Raw genomic sequence first — 19,826 nt, 5'->3', positions numbered from 1 at the left:
CCTGGGGACTCCGCCCTCAGCGGCCGGCCCGGCGGAGCATCTCCTCCAGCTCGGGATCGGGCATGAGCTCCCGGACCTCCTGAGCGCACCGGCACGCGGCCGCGATCTTCCCGGCCCAGCTCAGCGCCTCCTCCCGGGACGGCACGTCGACGATCGTGAGGCCGCCGATGACCTCCTTGGTCTCCGGGTACGGCCCGTCGCTGACCACCCCGTCGGCGGCGACGACCCCGGCCCGCTGGCGCTCGAGCCCGCCGCCGAACACGAACACGCCGGCATCCACGGCCTCCTGGAGCACGGCGTGCGCCGCCTTGGCCACCTCCGGTATCTCCCCGGCCGGGATGTGGTCCATCGCGCCGTCGTCGAACGAGATCAGGTACCGCGGCATCCCATGACTCCCTTGTCCCGGCGGCCCGGTCCGGCCGCCCCTCGCCTGCTCCACGAACGGCCCGCCCCGGATCCGACACCGAGCCGGAGAAATTCTTCCGCGATCCGACCGCGCCTCAGCTGGTCACGCTCTCAGCCCGGCCCGGCGTGAAGACCCCCGCGGGGTCGTGGAAGGACCGCAGCCGGCGGAGCCGGCCGGTGTTCCCCAGGTAGTAGGCCTCGTCCGGCAGGCCGGGTTCGGGAAAGTTCGGGTACGCGCCGCCCGTGCCGAAGGGGTGCGCGAGCGCGTACGACTCGTCGAGCCACGCGCCCGGCCGGCGGCCCGGCGGCACCATGGCCGTCTGCTTGAGCAGGAACAGGGCCTCGCGGTGCGGGAACGCGGTGGCGGCCGCCGGCACCCGGTTGTACCCGCCGCCCCAGGGCGAGAAGTCGAGCTCGCGCTCCTCGCCCGGCCGCCGGTCGTCGAGCAGGCGGGCGATCAGGCCGGTCGCCGGTACGCGTGAGCGGAAGAACTCTGAGTGCAGGTACGCGTACCGGACGTCGGGGAGGTCTTCTCCGGCCAGCCAGCGCTTGGTCGAACGGTGGGTGCCGTCGTGCCGGGCGTCCGACACCGGTGTCACGCCGAGGCGCCGGATCAGGTCGTCCACGGCGGCGCTCGTGGGAGCGGCCCCCGAGACGGTCACCTGGAGCGGTGCCGCGGGGTCCGGGGGGACGGTGACGTGCAGGCTCGGCGCCAGCGGGTCGTCGAGGGACGGGAGGGTGTCCTGCCACGCGTCGACGAGGCCGGTGGCCGCGGCCGCCGGGAAGGAGAGCCGGAACGCGGTCGAGTCCGGCGCGGGCACCGTCCGGAACGTCAGCGAGCAGACCACGCCGGGGGCGCCACCGCCGCGCAGCATCCACAGTAGATCGTCGTCGGCGTCGACCGGCTGCCCGTCGGCGAGGACGAGGCGGGCCGCGAGGAGGCTGTCGCACGTGAGCCCGTACCGGCGGCCGAGGATGCCGAGTCCCCCGCCCAGGGTCAGGCCGGCGACGCCGACGGTCGGCCCGCATCCTGCCGGGATGGTGCGCCCGTGCGCGGCGAGGACGTCGTACACCTCGGCGAGCCGGGTGCCCGCGGCGATGACGGCCCGGTCGCCATCCACGTCGACGCCGGTCATCGGGCTGGTGTCGATCACCACGCCGGTGCCGCTCGACCGGCCGGCGAAACAGTGGCCGCCGCCGCGTACCGCCACCGGATGCCCACCTCCGGCGGCCTGGCGCAGGGCCGCTGCCACGTCGGTGGGGGTCGCGCAGGGTACGACGGCGGCGGCCCGGACGTCGGCGAAGCGCGGGAGAACCACCGGCCCACCCTAAGCCGCCCGTGCCATCTGGCAAGGTGGGCGCGTGACCCTCTACGACGCCGTGGGCGGGGCGCCGGCTCTCCTCGCGCTCGCCGCGGACTTCCACGCGCGGTGCCTGGCCGATCCCGTCCTCGAGCACCCGTTCTCGCACACCACCAACCCGGAGCACGTGCAACGCCTCGCCGACTACTGGGGTGAGGTGTTCGGCGGGCCGCCGGTCTACTCCACGGCGTACGGCGGCCACTCCGCGATGCTCGGTCTGCACGCCAGCCAGGGAGCCGAGGACGACCTCGGGGACCGGTTCGTGGCCTGCTTCGCCGCCGCGGTCGACGGCGTACGCCTCACGTCCGATCCGGCGGTGCGGGCGGCGCTGGTCGCGTACATGCGGTGGGCGACCGACGAGGTGATGACGTACTCGCCGATGGGCTCGCGGGTTCCCGCCGGGCTGCCGGTGCCCCGCTGGGACCTGGACGGCCTGCACCGCTGAGGCGATATCGTGCCGCCCATGCGCGATCCCGACTGGCTGCACGACACCCGGGCGTCGTACGACACAGTGGCGACCAGCTACGCCGACATGCTGCGCGACGCTCTCGACGGCGAGCCGTTCCAGCGGGGCATCCTGGCCCTGTTCGCCGAGCTGGTACGCGCCCAGGGCGGCGGCCCGGTCGCGGACGTCGGCTGCGGCCCGGGGCGGATCACCGGCCACCTGCACCGTCCCGGACGACGAGATGCCCGCGGTCCTCGCCGGGTTCTTCCGGGTGCTGCGGCCCGGCGGGCCGCTTCTCCTGGGTTTCCACTCCGGTACGGGCAGCAGACTCAAGACCGAGGGGTACGGCGGACACCCGATGCGCGTCCAGGTGCACAGCCGCCCGACGGCCCGGGTCGCGGGCTGGCTCGTCGCGGCCGGGTTCACCGTCGAGGCCGAGATGGTGCACCGCCCGGCGCCGGGCGTGGAGGGCGGCTTCGTCTTCGCCCACCGCTGAGCCGTGGCTCCCGTCGGGCAACCGGGATACACCCGGGCCGTGAACCGTCCGGGGTTGTCATGAGGGCGTGACATCGTTGACCGGGCGGGCGTGGATGCTGTGGTCGGCCGGCGCCCTGGTGCCTCTTGCCGGCTACTTCGTGCTGCCGGCCGCCTTCGGGTGGGACGTCCAGACCTTCCTCTACTGCCTGATCAGCGGCTCGACGGCCGGCGCGCTCGCCGTGGGCATCCGCCGGCACCGGCCGCGGCCGGCGTCGGTGTGGTGGCTGTTCGCTGCCGGGCAGGTGATGTACACCGGTGGCGACCTCATGTACTACTTCGCCTCGCAGGACGACGCCAGTTATCCGCCGCTGGCGAACGTGCTCTACCTCGCCCAGTACGTCCTGGTCGCCGCGGCGCTCGTGCGGCTCACCCGGCGGCGGACCCCGCAGCGCAACACCGCCGCGCTGGTCGACACCGCGATCCTCGCGGTGGGCGCCGGCGTCCTGTGGTGGGTCTTCCTGATCCTGCCGACGGTCAGCGCGCCCGGCGTCGACACGCTGGACCGTGTGGCGGCCACCGCGTACCCGGTGATGGACCTGTGCGTGCTGACCGTCGCCGTCCGCCTGATGCTCAACGGCGGCGCCCGGCAGCCGGCCTACCAGCTGCTGCTGGCGTTCCTCGGCCTCACCCTGCTCGGGGACACGACGTACGGCCTGCTCACCCTCAGCGGCTCCTTCGCCGACGGCGGCTGGGCCGACGGGATCTGGCTGCTCAGCTACGTCGCACTCGGGGCTGCCGGACTGCACCCGTCCATGCGGCACATCGCCGATCCGGCCGAACCCCGCTCCGGCTCCACGCCGTACCGGCTTTTGCTCCTCGGTACCGCCACCGCGATGGCCCCGGCCGTGCTGGTGGTGCAGACCCTGCGCGGCGAGGGGCAGTCCGACCTCGTCGTGGTCGGCGCGTCGGCCGTGCTGTTCCTGCTCGTCCTGGTGCGCATGGCCGGGCTCATCGCGGCGCAGCGGCGGCTCGCCATCACCGACGCGCTCACGGGTCTGCACACCCGCCGGTTCCTCACCGAGCAGCTGCGGCTCGAGAGCGAACGCGCGGCCCGGCACGGCGAATCGTTCGCGCTCCTGCTCATCGACGTCGACCATTTCAAAGGCGTCAACGACACGTACGGCCACCCGGCCGGCGACCAGGTGCTCGTGGAGGTGGCCCGCCGGCTGCGCAGCGCCTGCCGCGGCGGCGACGTGGTGGCCCGCTTCGGCGGCGAGGAGTTCGCTGTCCTCGCCGGCGCGACCGGGCCGGACGACCTGGCCGGGCTGGCCGAGCGCATCCGCACCGGGATGAGCCGGGAGCCCGTGCTGGTGGACGGCCGGACCCCGGTGACGGTCACCATCTCGATCGGCGGCACCGCCGCGGTCCCGCCGCACCGCGTCACCGCGGACACGCTGGTCACGGTCGCCGATGCCGCGCTCTACACGGCCAAACGGGCCGGCCGCGACCGGGTCGTCATCACCGATCCGGCGGAGCGTCCCGAGCCGGCGGTGGCCGCGTCCACGCCGGACGACGTGGCGTGGCTCGACCAGCAGATCGGCGCGTGGGCCGCGGTTCTGGGCGACGCCGCCCGCCGGCGTCCCGATGCCGTACCGGTTCCGGCCGGCGCGGTGGCCGGGGTCTGCGCGGCGTGGGCGTTCATGCGCGCGGACGGGGACGACGGGCTGAACCTGCCCGCCGACCGCGCTCGCGCGGAGCTGCGCCGCTGCCGAGGCGTGCAGTTCCCCGCCCACCTCGTCGACGAGTTCCTGACGCTGCAGGCCGCCGGTGTGATCGGCGCGGCCGGGCCGGGCCCGCTCGCCCTCACCGGCGATCGGTGGCTACCGGCCGCCCACGGCTGAGGAGGCGTACAGCTCGAGGGTGGCCGGCAGCTGCGAGTGCAGCGGGGACGGCAGCGCGTCCACTGTGAACCACTCCAGCTCGTCGAACTTGTGCGGCTCGCCGATCCGCGCGACGGCCGGATCCACGCGTACGGCGAAAACCAGCGCGACCCAGTGCGAGCCCGGCCGGACGACGTTGCGCACCCCCAGCATCGTGATGTCCTGCGGGGTGGCGGTGTACTCCTCGCGGACCTCGCGGGTGACCGCGTCGTCGAAGGTCTCGCCGAACTCCAGCGCGCCCGCGCCGGTGTCCCAGGTGCCCGGCTCGTCGCGGGCGGCGGCCGAGCGTTTCGCCAGCAGGATCCTGCCGTTGCCGTCGTGGCAGACGAACACGCAGGACACCCGGACTTGCTCGCTCATGGGCGCCATCATGCCAAGCGTGTCAGGGTGGGGCGTGATCAGGCGGATCAAGGTGTGTCTCAACGGCGGGCGGCGGCCCGGTGACCATCCGGGCGTGCCGGTCACGCCGGCGCAGCTTGCCGAAGCGGCGACGGGTGCCGTCGCGGCCGGGGCCGAAGCCGTCCACCTGCACCCGCGGGACGCGACCGGCGCCGAGACGCTCGACGTGGGGGCCGCGGTCGCCGCGGTCCGCGCGTCCTGCCCGGGAACGCCTGTCGGCGTCTCGACCGGGCTGTGGATCACCGGCGGCGATGCCCGGCTGCGGCTGGAGCGGATCCACGCGTGGGCCGGCCTGCCGCCGGAGCAGCGGCCCGACATGGCGTCGGTGAACGTGCACGAGGAACGGTTCGCCGACACCGCCGCCGCGGTCCGGGAAGCGGGGGTGGCCGTCGAGGCGGGCGTGTGGACGGCCGGCGCCGCGAGCGTGCTCGGCGGCGTACCGGTGGATCGGATCTTGATCGAGGTCGTGGACCCGGCGGTGGCGGACGCCGAGCGGGCCGCGGATCAGATCCTGGACCGGCTGGACCGGCTGGGCGTCGCCGGGCCTCGGCTGCTGCACGGCGAGGAGGAGGCGTGCTGGCCGTTGGTGCGGCATGCCGGGCGCCTCGGGCTGCCGACCCGGATCGGGCTGGAGGACACCCTGGTGGACGAGACGGGCGCCCCGGCGGTGGACAACGCCGACCTGGTCCGCCGGGCGCTCCGGGTGTGGAGCAACGCGGGTCAGGTCCAGTAGAGGATGCGGCAGGCCGGCAGGCGCTCGGCGATCTCCCGTTCGAACCAGGAGCGCAGGTCCGTCATGGTGGTACGCGGGTAGACGTACTTGACCGCGCCGAACTTGCCGTGCTTGCGGTCGCGGGCCTCCTCGTCCATCTCCAGGCGGGTCGCCGGGTACCAGCCGAGCAGCACGTCCTTGCTGCCCGGGGTGAAGCGGTGCGTGATGAGCTCGGCGGTCAGGTCGAGGCCTGGCACGCCGTGCACCGCGCGGGCCACCTCGTCGAGCAGGTGGCCGTAGTGCTCCGGCCAGTCCGGCACCGGCATGATCGGCGCGATCGTGAGGCCGACCGGGTAGCCGTCGAGGGCGAGGCGGCGCAGGGCGGCGAGGCGGTCCTCGAGCCTGGCCGTGCCGCCCTCGAAGCGGGTGGTGACCGGCAGGCAGTTGACGCTGAGGCGGACCCGGGTGCGCCCGTGGTGCGGCAGACCGACGAAGGTGCCCACGTCGGCGAACTTCGTCGTCCAGCGCAGTTGCACCGCGTCGTCCCAGGCGCCGAAGTGCTCCACCGCGCGGCGCCAGCTGCCGGTCAGGTGTTCCAGCGCGAGCGGGTCGGTGTAGCAGGACGCCTCGAAGGTGGTGCCCTCCTCGGGGCGGCGCTTCGCGGTTCCGGCGTACGGCGCCAGCCCGGCGAGGATGTCGTCGAGGTCGGCGTAGACGCGGGTCACCGGCGGCCCGGTCAGCGAGCCGGCGAGGTAGCAGTACTGGCAGTGCGCCGGGCAGCCCTCGGCCAGGTCGAAGCGCCAGTCCGCGCTGGGGGCGATCGGCTGCAGCTTGCGGCGCGACGGCGGGCTGACCACGATCGCCAGGGTCGCCTTGGCGCGGGCGTACGTCTCCCGCTCGGTGGCGCCGCGCAGCCCGGTCAGCCGGTTGCCGGGCAGCCGTTCCACCTCGATGCCCAGCTCCCCGAGCCGGTCCATGATGCGGTGGCCGTGCGGATGGTCGTACGCCGCCGGCGTGGCCACCACCCGGCGTGGCGTCCACCGCCGGGCCGGGCGCGCGGGCGGCGCGAGACCGCTCAGGTCGTGCAGGCGGGTGCGCTCACCGCTGGCGCTGTGCGGTGCCGCGGGCACGTCCGGGGCCAGGGGCCGGGTGAGGTCCACGACCCCAGGGGTACCCGCGCGGGCGCGAATCTCACCGACGGCCCAGGTATCGGCGCAGGTCGTGGGTCTCCCCGGTCATCGGGCGTACGGCGAGGATGCACGTGTCGTCGTCCGGGTTCGCCTGGCGCAGCCGGGCCAGCAGCTCGCCGAGGGGCTGCCGGGGCGAGGCGCGGACCGACTCGTCGACCGCGCGGATGACCGCGTCGAGACCGTCGTCCAGGCCACGGGAGCGGTGTTCGACCAGCCCGTCGGTGTAGCACAGCAGCAGGTCGCCGATCTCGAGGTCGAGCACGGCGCACTCGTACCGGGCGTCCTCGACGACGCCCAGCATCGGCCCCGACGGGCGGGGCAGCGGCGCCGTCCGGCCGCCCCGCGACAGCAGCGGCGGCGGGTGCCCGGCCTGGGCCCAGGTGAGGCGGCGCCGGGCCGGGTCGAAGCGGGCCACGATCGCGGTCGCGGCGATCTCCGGGCACTCCGCGTCCAGGTCGCAGGTCAGGCGGTTGAGGTGGCCGAGCAGCTCGGCCGGGTCGGAGGTGGTCACGGCCAGCGCCCGCAGCGAATGACGCAGCTGCGCCATCGTGGTGGCCGCCTGGGTGCCGTGCCCGGCCACGTCGCCGACGGCGAGCAGCACCGAGCCGTCGCCGAGCGTCGTCGCGTGGTACCAGTCGCCGCCGACCATGCCCTCCTGCCCGGCCGGCAGGTAGCGGACGGCGACCTTGAGGCCGGGCAGCGCCACCGGCCCGTCCGGGATCGGCAGGATGGCCCGCTGCAGCTGGGCGGCGAGCGCGTGATCGGCGGCCGCGGACCGGCGCTGCTCGGCGAGCTGGTGCTCGACCTCGGCCAGGCGCCGGGCGCCGGCCTCGCGGGCGGTGACGTCCTGCACGATGCCGTAGATCCGCAGCGGCGACCCGGCCGCGTCCCGGACGGCGTCCGCGACCGTCCGCAGGTACTTGATCCGGCCGTGCACCCGGGCCCGGAGGGTCACGTCGACCTGCTCGCCGCGCTGGAACGCCTCGACGGCGGCCAGCCGCAGCGGCACATCCTCGGGCAGGGTCAGCGCTTCGGTCTCCTCGCGCGACATGGGTCCCAGCGCGGGATCCCGCTCGTAGATCCGGAAGACCTGCGCGGACCAGCGCACCTCCCCGCTGACCAGGTCCCATTCGCCCCAGCCGAGGTTGCCCAGGCGCTCGGTGCCGGCGATGCGTTCGCTCTCCCCCGGGCCGCGCCCGTGCCGCTCCCAGCTCATCAGCAGCCCGGAGCCGATCCGGTGGGCACGGACGGTGTACCGCTCGCCGCCCATCAGGAACGGTCCGAGCTCGGCCGGCTCGCCGCTGTCCAGCACCCGCTCGTAGCACCTCCACCGGTCGCTGAGCAGACTCTCCGGGAAGTGGTCGCCCAGTCGCACGCCGATCAGGGCCCGGCCGTGCAGCCCGTCGCCGAGCTCGGCCTCCGGAGTCACCGCGGCGAACTCCAGGTCGACGAGGCACCCGGCGTCGCGGACGGGCAGCAGCAGCGCGGCCTGGCCGGGCATGCCGTCGAGGACCGCCTGCGCCGTCGCCAGCCACGGGTCCGGGCGCCGGACCGGGGCGACGCCGACCGCGGGCAGGCGCGGGTACGGCGCGGTGGCGCGGGCGGACGGCTCGGTGACGTCGAACAGGGTGATCACGCCGCCGGCCACGTCGGCGAGGTCACGGCCCTGGTCGGCGGCCATCTGCAGCAGGTGCCGATGCGCGTCCGACAGCCGGCAGCGGGTGCGGCCGGCAAGCAGCCCGACGGCCCGGTCGACCAGCGCGCGGCCGGCGTCGTCCGTGGGGTGGGAAGGGCGCATCTCCACCGCCTCCACGTACGCCTGACGGCCGCCCATCCAGGTCACTGTCCCTTCCACGTGCGTCGTTCGATGTCCTCCTGAATACGCCAGCCCGGCCGAGATCGTCATCCCCCGAACACCCCCACCCCCATCCCACCTGCGGCGCGAGGCGGCCCGGGTCACCCGGACGGGCTACCGCGATCGTGCGGTCGGGAGGTCAGAGCTCGAAGAGGCCGCGCATCGCCTCGGTGACCCGGGCCATGCTCGCGCCGGTGGCCATGCCGATGCGCTCCGCACCGACCGAGGCGGGCAGGCGGCGCATCCGGTTGATCACCACGACGCCGGTGATCGGGTCCTGCTCGGTGAGGGCCACCGCGTACGGCGGCAGCTCGGTCACGCCACGCTGGCGCACGATCGGCGCGCAGAACGGGGACGCGTTCGACCGCTCGTTGTAGCTGTCGGCCGAGAGCACGAGGACCCGGTAGCGCAGGTCGGTGCGGCTGCCGATGGTCCAGATCTCGCCGCGCTTCACGCGCCGAGCGTACCGTCGGCCCGATCTTTGCGGACGCGCGCGTCCGGGACGTGGCGTCCCGCAGGGTGAACCTGGTTCACGACCGGTCGAACCCCCGGCGTTGCCGATCCGTAACAATGGCCGTGACGGCTTGGCGACGGACGGGATACACCCCGCCCCGCTCGCGTGGAGGAAGGACGTTCATGACGCAGAAGGCTCAGATCGGCGTGACCGGCCTGGCGGTGATGGGGCGCAACCTGGCCCGCAACTTCGCCCGCCACGGCCACACGGTCGCGGTGCACAACCGCAGTTACGGCCGGACGAAGGAGCTCGTCGAGGAGTTCGGCCACGAGGGCACGTTCATCCCGTCCGAGAGCGCCGAGGACTTCGTGGCGAGCCTGGAACGGCCCCGCCGCGTGGTGATCATGGTCAAGGCCGGCAAGGCCACCGACGCGGTCATCGACGAGTTCGCCCCGCTGCTCGAGCCGGGTGACATGCTCATCGACGCCGGCAACGCGCACTTCGCGGACACCCGGCGGCGCGAGGCGGCCCTCAAGGAGCGTGGCCTGCACTTCGTCGGCACCGGCGTGTCCGGCGGCGAGGAGGGCGCCCTGCACGGCCCGAGCATCATGCCCGGCGGCTCGCCGGAGTCGTACGAGTCGCTCGGCCCGCTGCTGGAGGACATCTCGGCCAAGGTCGACGGGGAGCCGTGCTGCGTGCACGTCGGCCCGGACGGCGCCGGCCACTTCGTGAAGATGGTGCACAACGGCATCGAGTACGCCGACATGCAGCTCATCGCCGAGGCGTACGACCTGCTCCGGCAGGCCGGGGGCCACTCGCCGGCGGAGATCGCGGAGATCTTCAAGGGCTGGAACGAGGGGCGGCTCGGCTCGTACCTGATCGAGATCACCGCCGAGGTGCTCAAGCAGGTCGACGCCGAGAGCGGCAAGCCGTTCGTCGACATCGTGGTGGACCGCGCGGAGCAGAAGGGCACCGGCCGCTGGACCGTGCAGTCGGCGCTGGACCTGGGCGTGCCGGTGAGCGGCATCGCCGAGGCGGTGTTCGCCCGGGCGCTGTCCGGCGGCGCGGACGTGCGCGCGGCCGCCGCGGGCAAGCTGCCCGGCCCGTCGGCCACCGCCGGCGCGGGCGGCGCGGACCTGCAGGCCGACGTCGAGCAGGCGCTGTTCGCCTCCAAGATCGTCGCGTACGCGCAGGGCTTCCAGCAGATCCAGGCGGCCAGCGCCGAGTACGGCTGGCAGATCGACCCGGGCGCGATGGCCAAGATCTGGCGGGCCGGCTGCATCATCCGGGCGAAGTTCCTCGACTACATCAAGCAGGCGTACGACAAGGACGCGAACCTGCAGACCCTGCTCGTCGACGACTACTTCCTCGAGGCGGTCAGCGGCGCGCAGGACGCGTGGCGGCGGGTCGTGGCGCTCGCGGCCGCGCAGGGCATCCCGGCGCCGGGCTTCGCGTCCGCGCTGGCGTACTACGACGGGCTGCGCGCCGAGCGCCTGCCGGCCGCGCTGATCCAGGGCCAGCGCGACTTCTTCGGCGCGCACACGTACCAGCGGGTCGACAAGGACGGCTCGTTCCACACGATGTGGGGCGCCGAGCGCAACGAGGTGTCCGCCTAGACCGGGACGGCGGTGGCGGTCCGCACCATCAGGGCCGCCATCTCCGCCGGTGGGAGCGGCTTGGCCATGTAGTAGCCCTGGCCGAGCCGGTAGCCCATCTGCCGCAGCCGTTCCAGCTGCGCGGCGGTCTCGATGCCCTCGGCGACCGCGTAGAGGTCGAGGTATTCGGCGAGCTGGGCCACGGCCGCGGCCACCGCCAGCCGGCCGCGGTCCTCGCCGTCGCAGATCCCGTCGACGAAGGACTTGTCCAGCTTCAGCACGTCCACCGGGAACGCCCGCAGCAGGCTGAGGCTGGACTGGCCGGTGCCGAAATCGTCGAGGGCCAGGCGTACGCCCAGCTCGTGCAGCGCCTCCAGGGTCTCGCGCACCTGCCGGCCGTCGACCACCGACGACTCGGTCACCTCGAGCACCAGGTTCGCCGGTACGAGGCCGGTATCGCTGAGCACGGCCGCGACCTCGTCGACGAAGCCGGACTCGCGCAGCTGCCGGGCGGCCACGTTGACGTTGATCGAGCGGATGGCGGCTGGGCCGTACTCGGCGTGCCAGCGGGCGAGCTGTTCGCACGCCTCGCGCAGCACCCAGGAGCCGAGCGGCACGATCAGCCCGGAGCGCTCGGCCACCGGGATGAAGTCGCCCGGCGACACGTTGCCGCGGGTCGGGTGCCGCCAGCGCACCAGCGCCTCCGCGCCGGACATACGGCCGGTGGTGATGTCGAAGACCGGCTGGTACATCAGGTACAGCTCGTGCCGGATGATCGCGTTGTGCAGCTCGCTGCCGAGCCGGGCGTGGTTGACGACCTCGTTGCGCATCCGCGGCTCGAACCGGGCGTAGGACGCCTTGCCGGAGGCCTTCGCCGCGTACATCGCGATGTCGGCGTTGCGCAGCATCTCGTCGGCGCTGTCGCCGGGGCCGGCCAGGGCGACGCCGATGCTGGCGTGGGCGAGCAACTGGTGCTCGCCGACGCGGAACGGCACCGCCAGCGCGGCCAGGATGCGCGCGGCCGCGGCCTCGGCCTGCACCGGCTCGTCGGTGTCGAGCAGCACGGCGAACTCGTCGCCGCCCAGGCGCGACGGCAGGTGGGTGACCGCGCTGTGGTGCCGCAGCCGCTGCGCCACCTCGTAGAGCAGCTGGTCGCCGACGGCGTGGCCCATGGTGTCGTTGACCATCTTGAAGTCGTCGATGTCGACCAGCAGCACGCTGGCCGGCAGGTGTGCGTCCAGCCGCTCGCCGAGGACCGTGCCGAAGCGGGCCCGGTTCGCCAGCCCGGTCAGCGGGTCGTGCATCGCCAGACGTTCCAGCTCGGCCTGCTGGCGGCGGATCCCGCCGAGCATCCGCTCGTTGGCGCGCAGGCCCAGCAGCTGCCGGGCGACCACGAACGCCGCGATCAGCACCGCGCCGACGATGACGACGCGCTGGTGCGAGTCGAGCTGGCGCGCCGAGACGGTGATGACCAGCGCCGCGGTCGCGATCACCGAGACCAGCGGCAGGGCGTTGTAAACGCTGCGGCGCGCGGGCGCCGAGGGCGCCATGCCGGGACGGCTCAGCACAAGCTGCTGACGGTACGCGGCAAGGCACATGGCCAGCCCGACCAGCGGGATGGCCAGCGCCGACAGCCACAGCCGCGCGGTGGGGCTGCCGGCGATCAGCAGCACCGAGGCGACCACCCCGGTCAGCGGCGCGACGGCGAGCATCCGCAGCGACAACGGGTCCACGGCGCTGGTGGGGCTCATCGCCGCGCGCCCGATCACCACGAGCGCGATGAGCCCGCCGACGCCCACGACCGCCGCGCCCTGCAGGGTGGCCGGCGGCGTGGCGGGATCGGCGAGCTGGAAGACGACGTACCAGAAGATCAGCGCGCCGGAGACGGCCACGGTCGCCCCGTCGAGCACGAGTTGCGCCCACCTCAGCGCGGACCGGCGCTCCCGCGGGAGCTGCACGAAGGCCACCATCGCCATGGCCACGCCGAGCATGATCGGCGCGGCGACGTATGGCGAGAGACCCGGACGGTTGTTGGCCAGCGCGAAGCTGATCGCGGCCCCGGCTCCCAGACAGATGGCCGCGTTGGCGAACCACCGCCAGAAGGATCGCACCGGCCGTGCCACCACGATCATGGCACCGATCCGGCGGCAGGCCAGGAAGGCGCCGAGCATCGCGAACGGGCCGCCGGCGTACCCGGGACGGGTCGTGCCGCCGTCCTGCACCAGCAGCCACCCCAGTACCGCCAGCAGCGCGAGCACCGCCACGGCGAGCGGAAGCGGGCCCGGGCGGGCCTGCTTCTGCGCGCGCCGGCGGCCGACCCGCGTGGCTGGTGCGGTCATGGTGGCGTGGGGTCCCGTCTGTGCTGGTCATCGCGAGATACCTGTACGGTCCTGGTGGAATTCCAGTCGGCTCGGGCGGGTCGAAGCTGAGAATTACCAGGACCGCCTGCGCGGGGGCTCCAACCTGCGATAGAGACCCCGCCCGGCCCGCGGACGGATGTGCGGGGATGCGCGCGCCCCCTAGGGTCTGTGGCGTCATGGAACGCACACCGGTCTGGCTGCTGCCCGCCGCGCTCGCCGTCCTGCAGCTGGCGGCGTGGCCGGGGCTGGCGTACGCCACCGGGGAGCACGTGACGGCGACCTCGGCGGCCACCGCGGTGGCGCTGACCGTGACCGTCGCGGCGGCTCTGCTGTGGCGGCGTACCGCCCCGATCGCGACAACCGGGGTGGTGGTCGCCGCGATGACCGTCGCCGACCTGGGCCTGCCGCCGGACTCGCTGACCGTGATCACGGTCGCCGACCTCGTCATGCTGTACGGGATCGCCGTACGCCGCCCCCAGCGCACGGCCCTGGCCACGGCCGCGGCGCTGGTCGTCTGGCAGGCCGCGCTGGTGGCCGGCGACGACGAGCTCGGCGGCGACTTCCCGGCCGCGCTCGCGGTGCTGGTGGTGGTCTACACCGGCGTGGCGGCGCTGGGCCGCGCCCGGCACCGCTGGTACGCCGACCGCGCCGACGCCGCCACCCGGCTGGCCGAGGCCGAGGAGCGGCGGTCCCGGGCTGCGGACACCGAACGGCACCGGCTCGCCCGGGAGCTGCACGACGTCACCGCGCACCACCTGACGTCGATCGTCGTGATCGCCTCGGCCGCGCAGCGGGTCGGAGCCACCCGCCCGGAGCTGGTCGCCGAGGCGAGGGACTTCGCGGCGCGTACCGGGCGGGAGACGCTGACCGCCCTGCAGCGGCTGGTGGCGCTGCTGCAGGAGCCCGGCGTCCCGGCACCCGGCGGGGGTCTGACCGAGCTCGCGGACGGCTTCCGGCGCCTCGGGCAGCGTGTCACCGTCGAGGGCACGCACCCGATGGGCCCGGCCGTGGCGGAGGCGGCGTACGGGATCGCCCGCGAGGCCCTCACCAACACGCTGCGGTACGCCCCGGGCGCGTCGGTCACCGTCGGCCTCACCGGCACCCCGGACGGCGTACGCCTGACCGTCGCCGACGACGGCCCGGCCGGCGCCACCCCGGACGGATCCGCCGCGCGCCTCGGCTCCGGCCGCGGGATCGCCGGGATGCGCGAGCGGGCGGCGGCCCTCGGCGGCACGCTCGAGGCCGGTCCGCGGCCCGGCGGCGGCTGGCAGGTGGACGCGCTGCTGCCCGCCGACGCGGCCCCGGTCCCCGGTGGCGTGCGACGGCCGGGCCCGGACTCGGTCATCGACGTGGCCGTCCTGCTGCTCGCCCTCGGCGCCCCCGCCGCCGGGCTGCTCGTCGCGCTGGAGGGTGATCTGCCGGCCGGCGCCGCCTCGCTGGCCGCCCTGGCGCTGATCGGGCACGCCCTGCCGCTGGCGTGGCGGCGGAGCCGGCCCTGGACCGTGCTGGCGGCCGTGCTCGTCACCGGCTGGGTGTGGCCGCTGCTGCTCGCCGCGCGGCTGCTCACCATCACCCACGGCTGGATCGCCGTGACGGGGGCCGGGGCGGAGGTCCTGGCGGTGCACGCGGTGGCCCGCTACGGCCGCCGCCCGGGCCTGACCTGGCTGGCGATGCCCGCGGTGCTGGGCTGTGTGGTGTCCGCGGTCAGCCTGATGCTGGTGCTCGACCCGCCCGAGGACACCGCGGCCCCCGCACCGGCCACGTTCCTGATCATGGCGATCGCCGGCGGCATCCCGCTGTCGTTCCCGGTGTTCGGGGCGTGGCTGGCGGGCTTCCTGACGCGGCGCCGGCGCGAGCGCGTACGGGCCCGCGAGGACCACGCGGTCGCGGCCGCCACGGCGTGGGCCCTCGCGGAGGCGGGCGCGGAACGGGCCCGGGTGGCGGCCGGCCTGCGCGAGGCGGTGCTGCGCGACACCGCGCGGGTGCCCGAGGCGGCCGACCGGGGAGACTTGGACGCGGTCGTGGGCGCCGCCCGGACCGCGCTGGACGGGATGCGCGGCCTGCTCAACGACCTGCGCGACGCCCCGGCCGGCGGGGACCAGGCCCGTGCGCCGCAGCCGACGCTCGCCGCGCTGCCGGCGCTCGTGGACCGGTGGCGTGCGGGGGGCCGTACGGTCGGCCTGGAGATCACCGGCACCGGCCGGCGGCTGAGCACGGACCTGGACGTCTCGGCGTACCGGGTGGTGGAGCTGCTGCTGGCCGGCGACACGGGCCCGGTGCGGGTACGGGTGGACCTCACCGGCGACCCGCTGCGCCTCGCGGTGATCCCGATGCCGGAGGATGCCGGTGGCGAGGTGGCCGCGGGGTTGCGGGCCCGGCTGGCCGCGGTCGGCGGAAGCCTCGCGGCCGACGGGGACGGGAACACCGAGATCCGGATCCCCGCGCCCCAGGACGGTCCGGTGCCGCCGCAGCGGGCCGGGGAGGACGAGGAGGTGGCGACATCGCCACGCGTGTGATGGTCGTCGACGACCAGCTGATGGTCCGGGCCGGCATCGCGGCGATCGTCGACGCGGAGCCCGACCTGAGCGTCGTCGGCGAGGCCGCGGACGGCGCCGCGGCGCTGGAGGTCGCCGGCCGCGTCCGGCCCGACGTCGTGCTGATGGACATCCGCATGCCGGGCATGGACGGGCTGACCGCCACCGCGCGGCTGACCGCCCGGCCGCAGCCGCCGCGGGTGCTCGTGCTGACCACGTTCCACCAGGACGCCTACGTGTTCGAGGCGATGCGCGCGGGCGCGTCCGGCTTCGTGCTCAAGGACACCGAGCCGGCCGACCTGCTCGCCGCGATCCGCGTGGTGGCCGGCGGCGAGGCCATGCTCAGCCCCGCCGTCACCCGGCGGCTCATCGACGCGTTCGCCGGCGGCGGGATCACCGCCACCGTGCCCGACGACGCCCGCCTGGCCGGCCTCACCCCGCGCGAGCGGGAGGTGCTGGTCAGCATCGCGCGGGGCCTGTCCAACGCCGAGATCGGCGCGGCGCTGGGCATCACGACCGGCACGGTGAAGGCGCACGTCAACGCGCTGCTGGCCACGCTGGGCGTCCGGGACCGGGTGCAGGCGACGATCGCCGCCTACGACCTCGGTCTCGTGCGTCCCGGCGCTACCCCTTGAGGGCGGCCGACACCACCGCGCGGGCCTCCTCCTGGATCCGGGCGAGCGCCTCCGGGCCCTTGAACGACTCGGCGTAGATCTTGTAGACGTCCTCGGTGCCGGAGGGCCGGGCGGCGAACCAGCCGGACTCGGTGGCCACCTTGAGCCCGCCGATCGGCGCGTCGTTGCCCGGCGCCGTGGTCAGCACCGCGGTGATCGGCTCGCCGTCCAGCTCCTTGGCGCTGACCTGCGAGGGCGACAGCTTGGCGAGGATCGCCTTCTCGTCGCGGGTCGCCGGGGCGTCGATGCGGGCGTACGCGGGCGAGCCGAACTTCGCCGTCAGGTCCCCGTAGTGCTCGCTGGGGGTCCGTCCGGTGGTGGCCAGGATCTCGGAGGCGAGCAGGTCGAGCAGGATGCCGTCCTTGTCGGTGCTCCACGGGCTGCCGTCGCGGCGCAGGAACGACGCGCCGGCGCTCTCCTCGCCGCCGAAGCCGACCGTGCCGTCGAGCAGCCCCGGCACGAACCACTTGAAGCCCACCGGCACCTCGACGAGCGTGCGGCCCAGGTCCGCGGCGACCCGGTCGATCATCGACGAGGACACCAGCGTCTTGCCGATGGCCGCCGCGCCGGGCCAGTCCACGCGCACCCGGAACAGGTACGAGATCGCGACCGTCAGGTAGTGGTTGGGGTTCATCAGGCCGGCGTCGGGCGTGACGATGCCGTGCCGGTCGGCGTCCGCGTCGTTGCCGGTGGCCAGCTGGAAGCGGTCCTTCTGCTGGATCAGCGACGCCATCGCGTACGGCGACGAGCAGTCCATCCGGATCTTGCCGTCCCAGTCCAGCGTCATGAACCCGAACGTCGGGTCCACGTCCGGGTTCACCACGGTCAGGTCCAGCCCGTACCGCTCGCCGATCTCGCCCCAGTACGCCACCGACGCGCCGCCCAGCGGGTCCGCGCCGATCCGTACGCCGGCCGAGCGGATCGCCTCCATGTCGATGACCGAGGACAGGTCGTCCACGTACGCCGACAGGTAGTCGTACCCGGAGACCAGCTCGGACACGCGGGCGCGGGCGGCGCCGACACGGCGGACGTCCTTGAGCCCGGCCGCGATGAGCTCGTTGGCCCGGTCCTGGATCCACTTGGTGGCGTCGGTGTCGGCCGGGCCGCCGTTCGGCGGGTTGTACTTGAACCCGCCGTCGTCCGGAGGGTTGTGCGACGGCGTGACGACGACCCCGTCGGCGAGCCCGCCCGAGCGCCCCCGGTTGTACGTGAGGATGGCGTGCGACAGCGCGGGCGTCGGCGTGTAGCCGTCGCGGCTGTCGATCAACACCTTGACGTCGTTGGCGGCGAACACCTCCAGCGCGGACACCATGGCCGGCTCGGAGAGCGCGTGCGTGTCGCGGCCCAGGAAGAGCGGCCCGTCGGTGCCCTGCGCCTTGCGGTACTCGACGATGGCCTGGCTGGTGGCCACGATGTGGTCCTCGTTGAACGCGGTCCTCAGGCTGGAGCCGCGGTGGCCGGAGGTGCCGAACGCGACCCGCTGCTCGGCCACCTCCGGGTCGGGGTGGCCGGTGTAGTAGCTCAGGACCACCCGGGGCACGTCGATGGTGTCGCGGGAATCGGCGGGGGTGCCGGCGCGGGGATGCACGGACATCGAGGGGCCTCCTTGAGGGCGTGGACCTGCCCGGGATCGTATCGTCGTGCCGTACCCGCGAGGGGTGGTCGGTAAGCCGCCACGCGGGGATTGAACCTTTCCCGCGAAACATCCGAACTACCTGTCGTGACTCGAGTCTGTGCGGTCGGGGGGCCGCGGGTGGTCCGTGTCCTGGTCATGCTCGTGATCGGGCTCGCCGCTCTGCTCCTGCCGGCCTCCCCCGCGGCGGCGCACGCGGCGCTGCAGACGGCCAGCCCGGAGCCGGGCAGCGTGGTCGGGGCGGCCCCCGAGGAGATCGTGATCCGGTTCAGCGAGCCGGTCACGCCGGTCGAGGGCCGGACCCAGGTGCTCGCCCCGGACGGCAAGCGGATCACCGGCGCGGTCACCGCGGACGGGCCGGTGCTGCGCATCCAGGTGCGCCGGGCGGGTCAGCCGCTGGGGACGTACCTGGTCAGCTACCGGATCATCTCCGCCGACAGCCACCCCGTCGGTGGCGCCATGACGTTCTCGGTCGGCGCGCCGTCCGCGCGGCCCGCCGAGGGCGACCCCACCGGCGTGCACCCGTCGGTCGCGGCCGTGCGCCCCGCGCTCACCTTCCTCGGGTACGCCGGCCTGACGCTGATCGCCGGCCCGGCGCTGCTGCTCGGGTTGCTGTGGCCCCGGCGGCTCTCCCGGCGCGGGCCGATCCTGCTGGTCCGTACGGGCCTGATCGCCACGGCCGCCGCGACGCTCGGCGCCCTGTGGACCCGCGCGCCGGACGCCAGCGGGGCACCGGTCTGGGACGTGTCCGTCACCGAGCTGGCCGACGTGCTCGCCGGCCCGTACGGCCTGACCCTGCTGACCCGCCTGGCCGTGCTCGCCGCCGTCGCGGTGCTGCTTCCCCCGGTGCTGCACGGCCGGTCCGCGCCGTGGCGTACGGCCACCCTGCTCGCGCTGGCCGCGGCGGGGCTGACGACCTGGCCGCTGACCGGGCACGCCGTCGAGTCGCCGCTGAGTCCGGCGATCATCGCGGCGGACGTGGTGCACCTCGCCGCCATGGCGGTGTGGCTCGGCGGGCTCGTCGCCCTGGGCTTGTTCCTGCTGCGCCGGGCCCACCCGCGGGTGCTCGGCCGGATCCTGCCGGCGTGGTCACGATGGGCGACGCTGGCGGTGGTCTGGCTGGCCGGCGCGGGCGTGGTGCAGGCCGTGGTGCACGTCGGCACACCGGCGGCACTGTGGGCCACCGGGTACGGCCGGATCGTACTGGCCAAGGTCGCCGTGCTGGCGGCGGTGCTCGGTGCGGCCGCCCTCGCCCGGCGGTTCGTGCAGCGCTCGGCGGTGGTGACCGCCGGCCCCGGCCGGCTGCGCCGCATGGTGGGCATCGAGGTCGCGGCGACCGTCGCGGTGCTCGGGCTCAGCGCCGTCCTCGTGCAGACGACGCCCGGGCGCAGCGTCACCGCCGAGCGGACCGCGCCCGCCGAGAAGGGCGTGTCCCAGACGCTGACGGCCGACCTCTTCACGCTGCAGTACTACGTGTATCCCGTCGAGCTGGGCGAGAACAACACCGTGCACGGGTTCACGTACACGCCGGAGGGCAAGCCGCTGCCCGCGCCGGAGTGGACGGTCACCACCCGGCTGCAGGGACAGGACCTGGAACCGGTCTCCGCGCCGATGCTGCCGCTGCCGCCGCGCAACGACGCCGTGGGTGCGCTCACCTTCCCGGTGCCGGGCACGTACGAGCTGACTTTCACCGTACGCACCACCGAGATCGACCAGGCGACCGTGCGGACGACGATCACCGTTCCGCAGGTTCCGGAGCGGCCCTGACGGGGCAGAGAGAAGGCTCCGTCGA

The 19,826-nt window shown here is 74.5% G+C and carries 15 protein-coding genes and 1 pseudogene; 8 read left to right on the top strand and 8 right to left on the bottom strand.

Features of this window, described 5'->3' with window-relative positions; genetic code table 11:
* Positions 1 to 16: 16 nt before the first annotated feature.
* Both IT780_RS00740 and IT780_RS00735 read right to left on the bottom strand, forming a co-directional pair.
* A complete protein-coding gene (locus IT780_RS00740; protein ID WP_199509383.1) occupies positions 17 to 385 on the bottom strand; it encodes a YciI family protein in 369 nt (122 codons plus the stop codon).
* A gap of 115 nt (positions 386 to 500) precedes the next feature.
* Positions 501 to 1,724: an FAD-binding oxidoreductase gene (locus tag IT780_RS00735; RefSeq protein ID WP_199509382.1), complete on the bottom strand. Its 1,224-nt coding sequence runs from the start codon at positions 1,722 to 1,724 to the stop codon at positions 501 to 503.
* Positions 1,725 to 1,767: 43 nt separating this feature from the next.
* Here IT780_RS00735 and IT780_RS00730 point away from each other — a divergent pair, with 43 nt between their 5' ends.
* From IT780_RS00730 to IT780_RS00720, 3 genes and pseudogenes are all read left to right on the top strand, one after another.
* Positions 1,768 to 2,211 (top strand): globin domain-containing protein, encoded by a 444-nt coding sequence (locus tag IT780_RS00730; RefSeq protein WP_199509381.1) that lies wholly within the window; start codon positions 1,768 to 1,770, stop codon positions 2,209 to 2,211.
* An 18-nt stretch (positions 2,212 to 2,229) separates the two neighbouring features.
* Positions 2,230 to 2,707 (top strand): annotated as a pseudogene (locus IT780_RS00725) (class I SAM-dependent methyltransferase).
* A 67-nt stretch (positions 2,708 to 2,774) separates the two neighbouring features.
* Positions 2,775 to 4,589 (top strand): GGDEF domain-containing protein, encoded by a 1,815-nt coding sequence (locus tag IT780_RS00720; RefSeq protein ID WP_199509380.1) that lies wholly within the window; start codon positions 2,775 to 2,777, stop codon positions 4,587 to 4,589.
* Here the strand turns inward: IT780_RS00720 and IT780_RS00715 are convergent.
* Entirely contained in the window at positions 4,569 to 4,988 is a 420-nt protein-coding gene (locus IT780_RS00715) for an NUDIX domain-containing protein (RefSeq protein WP_199509379.1), read from the bottom strand. The genes IT780_RS00720 and IT780_RS00715 overlap by 21 nt on opposite strands.
* A 34-nt stretch (positions 4,989 to 5,022) precedes the next feature.
* Between IT780_RS00715 and IT780_RS00710 the strand changes: the two genes are divergently transcribed.
* Complete coding sequence (locus IT780_RS00710) at positions 5,023 to 5,760, top strand: 3-keto-5-aminohexanoate cleavage protein (RefSeq protein ID WP_307830981.1); 738 nt, start codon at positions 5,023 to 5,025, stop codon at positions 5,758 to 5,760.
* Here IT780_RS00710 and IT780_RS00705 read toward each other — a convergent pair.
* From IT780_RS00705 to IT780_RS00695, 3 genes are all read right to left on the bottom strand, one after another.
* Positions 5,748 to 6,899, bottom strand: coding sequence for a spore photoproduct lyase family protein (locus IT780_RS00705; RefSeq protein WP_199509377.1), 1,152 nt, complete (start codon positions 6,897 to 6,899; stop codon positions 5,748 to 5,750). The two genes, IT780_RS00710 and IT780_RS00705, sit on opposite strands and share 13 nt — an antisense overlap.
* Positions 6,900 to 6,930: 31 nt before the next feature.
* Positions 6,931 to 8,763: a SpoIIE family protein phosphatase gene (locus tag IT780_RS00700; protein ID WP_199509376.1), complete on the bottom strand. Its 1,833-nt coding sequence runs from the start codon at positions 8,761 to 8,763 to the stop codon at positions 6,931 to 6,933.
* A gap of 160 nt (positions 8,764 to 8,923) precedes the next feature.
* On the bottom strand, positions 8,924 to 9,238 hold the full coding sequence (locus tag IT780_RS00695) for a type II toxin-antitoxin system PemK/MazF family toxin (protein WP_199509375.1): 315 nt from the start codon (positions 9,236 to 9,238) through the stop codon (positions 8,924 to 8,926).
* Between the two features lie 182 nt (positions 9,239 to 9,420).
* On the opposite strand from IT780_RS00695, the gene gnd reads away from it, so the two are divergent.
* Positions 9,421 to 10,854, top strand: a complete 1,434-nt coding sequence (gene gnd / locus IT780_RS00690; protein ID WP_199509374.1) for an NADP-dependent phosphogluconate dehydrogenase — start codon at positions 9,421 to 9,423, stop codon at positions 10,852 to 10,854.
* Here the strand turns inward: gnd and IT780_RS00685 are convergent.
* Entirely contained in the window at positions 10,851 to 13,172 is a 2,322-nt protein-coding gene (locus IT780_RS00685) for a putative bifunctional diguanylate cyclase/phosphodiesterase (RefSeq protein WP_199509373.1), read from the bottom strand. The two genes, gnd and IT780_RS00685, sit on opposite strands and share 4 nt — an antisense overlap.
* 197 nt (positions 13,173 to 13,369) lie before the next feature.
* Between IT780_RS00685 and IT780_RS00680 the strand changes: the two genes are divergently transcribed.
* Both IT780_RS00680 and IT780_RS00675 read left to right on the top strand, forming a co-directional pair.
* Positions 13,370 to 15,709 carry a sensor histidine kinase gene (locus tag IT780_RS00680; protein ID WP_199509372.1) on the top strand — a complete coding sequence of 780 codons (2,340 nt, stop codon included), beginning with the start codon at positions 13,370 to 13,372 and terminating at the stop codon, positions 15,707 to 15,709.
* A complete protein-coding gene (locus IT780_RS00675) occupies positions 15,709 to 16,362 on the top strand; it encodes a response regulator (RefSeq protein ID WP_233412107.1) in 654 nt (217 codons plus the stop codon). The genes IT780_RS00680 and IT780_RS00675 overlap by 1 nt, the downstream gene beginning before the upstream one ends.
* On the opposite strand, the gene pgm is transcribed toward IT780_RS00675, so the two are convergent.
* Positions 16,352 to 17,995, bottom strand: coding sequence for a phosphoglucomutase (alpha-D-glucose-1,6-bisphosphate-dependent) (gene pgm / locus IT780_RS00670; protein ID WP_199509371.1), 1,644 nt, complete (start codon positions 17,993 to 17,995; stop codon positions 16,352 to 16,354). The genes IT780_RS00675 and pgm overlap by 11 nt on opposite strands.
* Before the next feature lie 159 nt (positions 17,996 to 18,154).
* Here pgm and IT780_RS00665 point away from each other — a divergent pair, with 159 nt between their 5' ends.
* Positions 18,155 to 19,801: a copper resistance CopC/CopD family protein gene (locus IT780_RS00665; RefSeq protein ID WP_307830980.1), complete on the top strand. Its 1,647-nt coding sequence runs from the start codon at positions 18,155 to 18,157 to the stop codon at positions 19,799 to 19,801.
* Positions 19,802 to 19,826: the final 25 nt, after the last annotated feature.

Origin of the sequence: Nucisporomicrobium flavum, from assembly GCF_016464385.1 — a bacterium.
Taxonomy (GTDB): domain Bacteria; phylum Actinomycetota; class Actinomycetes; order Mycobacteriales; family Micromonosporaceae; genus Actinoplanes; species Actinoplanes flavus_A.
The sequence above is the reverse complement of the archived record's forward strand: the minus strand, read 5'-3'. Positions and strand labels throughout refer to the sequence as shown.

Coding starts and splice junctions, on each gene's coding strand:
- IT780_RS00700 (WP_199509376.1), bottom strand. CDS start 8,763: ATGGGCGGCCGTCAGGCGTACGTGGAGGCGGTGGAGATGCGCCCTTCC.
- IT780_RS00740 (WP_199509383.1), bottom strand. CDS start 385: ATGCCGCGGTACCTGATCTCGTTCGACGACGGCGCGATGGACCACATC.
- IT780_RS00675 (WP_233412107.1), top strand. CDS start 15,709: ATGGTCGTCGACGACCAGCTGATGGTCCGGGCCGGCATCGCGGCGATC.
- IT780_RS00715 (WP_199509379.1), bottom strand. CDS start 4,988: ATGAGCGAGCAAGTCCGGGTGTCCTGCGTGTTCGTCTGCCACGACGGC.
- pgm (WP_199509371.1), bottom strand. CDS start 17,995: ATGTCCGTGCATCCCCGCGCCGGCACCCCCGCCGATTCCCGCGACACC.
- IT780_RS00685 (WP_199509373.1), bottom strand. CDS start 13,172: ATGACCGCACCAGCCACGCGGGTCGGCCGCCGGCGCGCGCAGAAGCAG.
- IT780_RS00680 (WP_199509372.1), top strand. CDS start 13,370: ATGGAACGCACACCGGTCTGGCTGCTGCCCGCCGCGCTCGCCGTCCTG.
- gnd (WP_199509374.1), top strand. CDS start 9,421: ATGACGCAGAAGGCTCAGATCGGCGTGACCGGCCTGGCGGTGATGGGG.